Source organism: Actinoplanes sp. NPDC049599 (assembly GCF_044465625.1).
Taxonomy (GTDB): domain Bacteria; phylum Actinomycetota; class Actinomycetes; order Mycobacteriales; family Micromonosporaceae; genus Actinoplanes.
In genome coordinates this window covers 56618-62676 of record NZ_JBITLX010000039.1, presented here as the reverse complement: position 1 = coordinate 62676, position 6059 = coordinate 56618, and the positions used below count along the sequence as shown (strand labels likewise).

Here is a 6059-nt window from a genome sequence, read left to right as displayed (position 1 = left end):
CTTAAGGTTCGGAGCTCACACCACATCAACAAGAACGAAATCTTGCGCGTCGGTGGCGGTCGGCGCGCGGCCCACGTCACTCCGGCGGGCTATTGACATCGCCCGATACACCAACCACGCAAAAGACTCGCTGGATCGTTTTAGCTCATCAAGATCTGCAGGAAGGCTGCCGCTGAGGCCGCGACAGCACTGAACGGCGAAAGCCGAGTGACCGGAACGCCACAACACCCACCCGTCGCGATCTTGCAGAGCGCAGGTCCCGAGCGACCCGAAACCCGACAGCATCTACCCACCGGACGTGAGACGCCGCAGCAGGGATGACGCCACGGTGCAGGGTGATCACGCCGATCAGGAGCTGCGCCGGGCGCCCGTCAACACGCTCACACGTTGTGCGGCGCGACGGCCTCGCGGTTCTCCGCCGCCAGCGCCGGGCCCAGCAGCTCGTCGCAGACCCGGATCAGCCGGGCCCGCAGCGCGCTCGCGCGCCGGGCGAACTCGCGCTGCCGGGTCACGTACTCCGCCTTGCCCTCGGCGGTCTCGATCTTCACCGGCTCCTGGCCGTACGAGGACAGGTCGTAGGGGCTGGCCTGCATGTCCAGCAGCCGGATGTCGCCGGCCAGGGCGAAGCAGTCCAGGGCGAGCGCACCCGGCACCGCGGGCCCGAGCTTGCTGGCCCACTTGTGGCAGTCCATCGCCGCGTGCAGGCAGCCCGGCTGGTCCAGGTCGACCTGGGTGGCCCGGGTCGGCTGCAGCCGGTTGAGCCCGACCGCCTCCGGGGTGAAGAACCGGAACGCGTCGAAGTGGGTGCAGCGGATCGGGTGCTGCTCCACCACCTTGTCGGTCTCGGCCTGGCCCAGGCGCAGCGGCAGGGTGTGCCGGTGCTCGGGCTGGCGGTAGACCATCGCCCACTCGTGCAGGCCGAAGCAGCCGGAGAAGGCGGGCCGGGACGCGGTGGCGGTCAGCAGGCCGTGGATGTAGCGCACGCTCTCGCCGCGGGCGTGCATGTAGGCCTCGATGTCGAGCGTGACCACGCCGTCCGGATGCGCCTTGTACCACTTCCACGCCGCGTGCTCGGCCAGGCCGGTCGGCGTCGCGGCCAGGCCGGTGCCCACGCCCGGGTGCCAGCGGCGGAGCTGGGCCGGACGGGTGCCGTAGTAGTCGTACAGAAAATCCTCTATGGCGTGCTTCTCGCCGACCGCCTTGCGGGCCCGGTGCCCGGCCGTCATCTCGTCCGCGCGCTCGGCGTGCGCGCGGGCCAGCGGGATCCAGCCGACCGAGGGCAGCACAGTGGTCAGCGCGTGGGTTTCGCTGATCCGCATCGCACCAGCGTATCCAGCAAGTCCACTCCTATCGAGCCGTGGCGCCGGGTGGGCCGAGGATTGCCCGAACGGGGACCGCCGGCGGGCCCGTGGATAGTTGGCATGCCATTTTATGTAGTACATCTGCTACAAATTTGACAACGTGCTTGACATGGAGACATTGACGGGGGTGTTGGTGGCGGAATCGGGGGCGGCGCCGGAGCAGCCCGTGCTCGACGTCCGTGACCTGCGGATGCGTTACGGCACCACGGATGTCCTGCACGGGGTGACCTTCACCGCCCGGCGCGGTGAGGTGCTGGCCCTGCTCGGCCCGAACGGCGCGGGCAAGACCACCACCATCGAGATCCTCGAGGGCTTCCGGATGCGGTCGGCCGGCGAGCTGATCGACCTCGTCGGCCTGGGCGCGCAGGCGGGCATCCGGATCAACCGGCTCTCCGGTGGCCAGCGCCGCCGGCTGGACGTGGCGATCGGCATCGTCGGCCGGCCCGAGGTGCGCTTCCTCGACGAGCCCACGGTCGGCTTCGATCCGGCGGCCCGGCGCGAGTTCCACGACCTGGTGCACCGGCTCACCGATGTGGACGACACCACGATCCCGGCATGCCGGGGTGGCTGCACGGGGTCGCGCAGGTCTTCCCCGTCTACTGGCTAGGGTTGGGCATGCGTTCCGTGTTCCTTCCCGACGCGCTGGCCGCCGTCGAGCTGCACGGTTCCTGGCAGCATCCGGCGACCTTCGGCGTGCTGCTGCTCCGGGCGGTGCTGGGCCTGCTGCTGGCCCCGTTCGTGCTGCGCCGGATGGCCCGCCGCGAGTCCGGTTCCGCGGTGGCCCGGCGCCGGTCCCGGGCCATGCAGCGGGTCGGGTGACGGGCCGGCCGATGAGCAGCGAGGTCACCTACAACCGGATCGCGATGCTGCGTGCCGAGCGCGGCATCTCGCGCCGCCAGCTCGCCGACGCGCTCGGCGTGCACTACCAGACCGTGGGTTACCTGGAACGCGGCGAGTTCAGCCCGTCCCTGCACCTGGCGCTGCGGATCTGCGACTACTTCGAGGTGCCGGTCGAGGTGGTCTTCTCGCTGAGCCCGTTCCCCCGGCTGGGCGCGGAGTCGGTGCCGCGCAGCGCGTAGCCTCGATCCTGCGTCTTGCTAGCTCAATGGATGGGGTTATCCGTGCGTTTCGCTCGTTTTGTTCATGCCGGTGGCGTGTCCTTCGGCGTCGTGGAGGGTGAGTCGGGGGCCGGCACCAGGGGCCTGACCGTCGCCGAGATCGGCAGCCTTCCCTTCGAGCAGGTGCGCTTCACCGGGCAGCGCTGGGCCCTGGCCGACGTGCGGCTGCTCGCGCCGATCTTCTCCAGCAAGGTGATCGGGGTCGGCCGCAACTACGCCGACCACGCGGCCGAGCACGGCAACGAGGTGCCCAAGGAGCCGCTGATCTTCATCAAGCCGTCCACCTCGGTGATCGGCCCGAACGACGCGATCCGCATCCCGCCGCAGTCCCAGCAGGTCGAGCACGAGGCCGAGCTGGCCGTGGTGATCGGCGCCACCGGCGCCCGCCGGGTGGACCGGGCCGGCGCCCAGCGGGCCATCTTCGGCTACACGGTCGGCAACGACGTGACCGCCCGCGACCTGCAGCGCAGCGACCCGCAGTGGACCCGCGCCAAGGGCTTCGACTCGTTCTGCCCGATCGGGCCGTGGATCGAGACCGACCTGGACGTCAGCGACCTCGAGGTGCGCTGCGAGGTGGGCCGCAGCCCGGACGAGATGGAGGTGCGCCAGCTCGGCCGCACCAAGGACATGGTCTTCGACGTGCCGACCCTGGTGTCGTACATCTCGCACGTGATGACGCTGCTGCCCGGCGACATCATCCTGACCGGCACGCCGGCCGGGGTCAGCCGGATCGTCTCCGGCGAGACCGTGTCGGTGAGCGTTCAGGGCATCGGCGAGCTGCGCAACCCGGTGGTCTCGCTGGACTGACGCTCGATCCCGTCGAGCAGCAGCCGCAGGCCGTAGCCGAACGCGTCCGCGGCCTGCCGGTCCGGCCCGCGGTCGAAGCCGCCGGCGTGCCACAGCTCGGTCATCGCCGGGTGCTGGCCGACGTCGAACCAGTCCTCCCAGAGCTGGCCCCGGCGGCTCCACCAGTCGTCGTTCGACTGGCCGCCGGCCCGGCGGAGCTGGGCGTTCTCGCCCTCCTGCCGGGCCGCGCCGGTCACGAACATGGTGATCGTCACGGCCGCCGTGTTGCGGCTCGCCACCGGCAGGCCGCCGAGCGTGGACAGCACGTACTCGCTCTCGCGCAGCGTGCCGGGGCCCAGCGGGGGACGGACCCGGGAGACCTGGCACAGCCACGGGTGCTCCCGGTACATCGCGATCGTGCAGTCGGCGTACAGCTGGATCTGGTCGCGCCAGTGCGCCGGGCGCTCGTCGTCCGGCCCGGGCAGCCGGCGGCTGCCGAGCACCTCGTCGACCATCAGCTCGACCAGCTCGGCCCGGGACGGCACGTACGTGTAGAGCGTCATCGTCGCGACGCCGAGCCGAGCCGCGACCTTGGCCATCGAGGCCGCCTCCAGCCCCTCGGCGTCGGCCAGGGTGATGCCGGCCGCCACCACCGCGTCCACGTTCAGCCGTGGGGGCCGCCCGGTGGCCGCCCGGCGCGCGTTCTTGTGCCGCCAGAGCAACGGCAGGATCCGGTCGGGATCGGTGGCCCCACTGAACTCGGTCATCTCGTATACCCTACGAGAAGAGTTTCCGTAGCCCATACGAGAACGGAGCAGCGATCATGAAGATCCTGGTGACCGGCGCCACCGGCGGCGTGGGCCGGCTGGTCGTGGACGAGCTGCTCGCCCGGGGCGCCACCGACGTCCGGGCGCTGACCGTCGATCCCGTGCGGGCCGCGCTGCCGCCGCAGGTCGAGGCCGTCCGCGGCTACCTCGGCCGGCCCGGCACCCTGCCGGCCGCCCTGGCGGGCGTCGACCGGATGTACCTCGCGCCGTTCTTGGAGTCTTCAGTCCGGTCAGGGGCGGTGGTGGGGCGGTCGGAAGGGGAGACCAACGCGGAGGTGTGCCGGCTGGCCGCGGCCGCGGGGGTACGCCGGATCGTCGACCTGGCCGGCGCCAAGGGCGAGCACTGGCAGGTGATCGAGGACGGCGTCGAGGCGTGCGGGGTGCCGTTCGTGCACCTGGAGCCGGGCGAGTTCATGGCCAACGCCGGCATCTGGTCCGCCCAGATCGCCGCCGGTGACGTGGTGCGCGACGGCTACGGCGACGCTGCCAACGCCCCCATCGCGATCGAGGACATCGCGGCCGTGGCCGCCCACTGCCTGCTGGAGGACGGCCACGAGGCCAGGTCGTACGAGCTGACCGGCCCCGAGTCGCTGACCCGCCGCACCCGGGTCGAGCAGATCGGGCAGGCGCTGGGCCGCCGGCTGACCTACGTCGACCTGCCGCACGACGAGTTCGTGGCACAACTGAGCGAGGCCATGGGCGAGTACGCAGCCTGGTACGCCGACGGCATGCGCGAGCTCGCCGAGCACCCGCAGGCGGCGGTGCCGACCGTGGCCGAGCTCACCGGCCGGCCCGCCACCACGTTCGCCGCGTGGGCCCGCGCGCACGCCGGCATGTTTCGGTGATCGCGGGGTCACGGAAACGCTGGGCGGTAACCCGATTTGGTTGCCACCATGGGCTCGGGTAGAGTTTCCAATCGGTACGGGACGCCGTACCAATGGGGTATGGGGTAATTGGCAGCCCGACTGGTTCTGGTCCAGTTAGTCTAGGTTCGAGTCCTGGTACCCCAGCGCTCTCGACTCCATCGGAGCCGAGGTGCTGGATCTGGTAAGATTTCGCACCGTTGCCGAAGCTGGCAGCGGAGGAAATGAAGTTCCTGGCCCCGTCGTCTAGCGGCCTAGGACGCCGCCCTCTCAAGGCGGTAGCGAGGGTTCGAATCCCTTCGGGGCTACAGCAACGAGCGGCTCGTGTCGGCAGACACGGGCCGCTTTTGTTTGCTCAGAGCTTAGCCCGGGGGACGGCCGGGCCGGGCCGGAAGCGGCAGACTGGCCGCTGTGACGGACCTCAACGTGCGACGCATCGACTTCGGCTACTTCATCCGGCCGGCCGCGGAGACCGGCACCGGCTCACCCCGCGTCGAGCCCTGCCTCGGTTACCTCGTTGAGCACCCCGAGGGCCTGCTGCTCGTCGACACCGGGATGGGTGCGGACCCGGACGTGGACGCGCACTACCGCCCGCACCGGGTGCCGCTGCCGGCGGCGCTGAAGGCGGTCGGCGCCCGGCCCGACGACATCCGGCACGTGGTCAACTGCCACCTGCACTTCGATCACAGCGGCGGCAACCCGGAGCTGCCGGGCCGGCCGATCTACACCCAGCGGCTGGAGCTCGACATCGCGCGCACGGTCGAGGACCACACGCTGCCGTGGCTCATCGACTCCCCGGGCGCGGTCTACGTCGAGCTGGACGGCGAGGCCGAGATCCTGCCGGGCGTGGTGATCGTGCCCACCCCCGGGCACACGGCCGGCCATCAGTCCTTGGTGGTCCGCCGCGGCGACGGCACGGTGATCGTCGCGGGGCAGAGCCACGACCACGCCGTCGGCTTCACGGCGGACGTGCTCGCCCGCCGGGCCGCGACCGACGGCGCGGCGGACCCGCTGCCGTTCCCGCCGGCCTGGATGGAGCGGCTGCTGAGCTTCGACCCGGCCCGCGTGGTCTTCGCCCACGACAACGCGGTCTGGACCCCGTAG

The 6059-nt window shown here is 71.1% G+C and carries 6 protein-coding genes, 2 tRNA genes and 2 pseudogenes; 8 read left to right on the top strand and 2 right to left on the bottom strand.

Annotated features, from left to right (window positions below; genetic code table 11):
- Positions 1 to 380: 380 nt before the first annotated feature.
- Positions 381 to 1319: a 3-methyladenine DNA glycosylase gene (locus ACIBQZ_RS39680; protein ID WP_396094101.1), complete on the bottom strand. Its 939-nt coding sequence runs from the start codon at positions 1317 to 1319 to the stop codon at positions 381 to 383.
- Between the two features lie 160 nt (positions 1320 to 1479).
- On the opposite strand from ACIBQZ_RS39680, the pseudogene ACIBQZ_RS39675 reads away from it, so the two are divergent.
- From ACIBQZ_RS39675 to ACIBQZ_RS39660, 4 genes and pseudogenes are all read left to right on the top strand, one after another.
- Positions 1480 to 1911 (top strand): annotated as a pseudogene (locus ACIBQZ_RS39675) (ATP-binding cassette domain-containing protein); the annotation flags it as partial.
- 2 nt (positions 1912 to 1913) lie between these two features.
- Positions 1914 to 2180: pseudogene (locus ACIBQZ_RS39670) on the top strand (ABC transporter permease); the annotation flags it as partial.
- A gap of 11 nt (positions 2181 to 2191) precedes the next feature.
- Positions 2192 to 2440: a helix-turn-helix transcriptional regulator gene (locus tag ACIBQZ_RS39665; RefSeq protein WP_396094100.1), complete on the top strand. Its 249-nt coding sequence runs from the start codon at positions 2192 to 2194 to the stop codon at positions 2438 to 2440.
- A 42-nt stretch (positions 2441 to 2482) separates the two neighbouring features.
- A complete protein-coding gene (locus ACIBQZ_RS39660; protein WP_396094099.1) occupies positions 2483 to 3286 on the top strand; it encodes a fumarylacetoacetate hydrolase family protein in 804 nt (267 codons plus the stop codon).
- Here the strand turns inward: ACIBQZ_RS39660 and ACIBQZ_RS39655 are convergent.
- On the bottom strand, positions 3241 to 4032 hold the full coding sequence (locus tag ACIBQZ_RS39655) for a TetR/AcrR family transcriptional regulator (RefSeq protein WP_396094098.1): 792 nt from the start codon (positions 4030 to 4032) through the stop codon (positions 3241 to 3243). The genes ACIBQZ_RS39660 and ACIBQZ_RS39655 overlap by 46 nt on opposite strands.
- Before the next feature lie 56 nt (positions 4033 to 4088).
- Here ACIBQZ_RS39655 and ACIBQZ_RS39650 point away from each other — a divergent pair, with 56 nt between their 5' ends.
- The 4 genes from ACIBQZ_RS39650 to ACIBQZ_RS39635 all read left to right on the top strand — a co-directional run bounded on the left by ACIBQZ_RS39650 (position 4089) and on the right by ACIBQZ_RS39635 (position 6059).
- On the top strand, positions 4089 to 4937 hold the full coding sequence (locus tag ACIBQZ_RS39650) for an SDR family oxidoreductase (RefSeq protein WP_396094097.1): 849 nt from the start codon (positions 4089 to 4091) through the stop codon (positions 4935 to 4937).
- A 93-nt stretch (positions 4938 to 5030) separates the two neighbouring features.
- A tRNA-Gln gene (locus tag ACIBQZ_RS39645) sits at positions 5031 to 5102 on the top strand.
- 88 nt (positions 5103 to 5190) lie between these two features.
- Positions 5191 to 5263, top strand: a tRNA-Glu gene (locus ACIBQZ_RS39640).
- 103 nt (positions 5264 to 5366) lie between these two features.
- A complete protein-coding gene (locus ACIBQZ_RS39635; RefSeq protein WP_396094096.1) occupies positions 5367 to 6059 on the top strand; it encodes an N-acyl homoserine lactonase family protein in 693 nt (230 codons plus the stop codon).

Coding starts and splice junctions, on each gene's coding strand:
- ACIBQZ_RS39650 (WP_396094097.1), top strand. CDS start 4,089: ATGAAGATCCTGGTGACCGGCGCCACCGGCGGCGTGGGCCGGCTGGTC.
- ACIBQZ_RS39665 (WP_396094100.1), top strand. CDS start 2,192: ATGAGCAGCGAGGTCACCTACAACCGGATCGCGATGCTGCGTGCCGAG.
- ACIBQZ_RS39680 (WP_396094101.1), bottom strand. CDS start 1,319: ATGCGGATCAGCGAAACCCACGCGCTGACCACTGTGCTGCCCTCGGTC.
- ACIBQZ_RS39655 (WP_396094098.1), bottom strand. CDS start 4,032: ATGACCGAGTTCAGTGGGGCCACCGATCCCGACCGGATCCTGCCGTTG.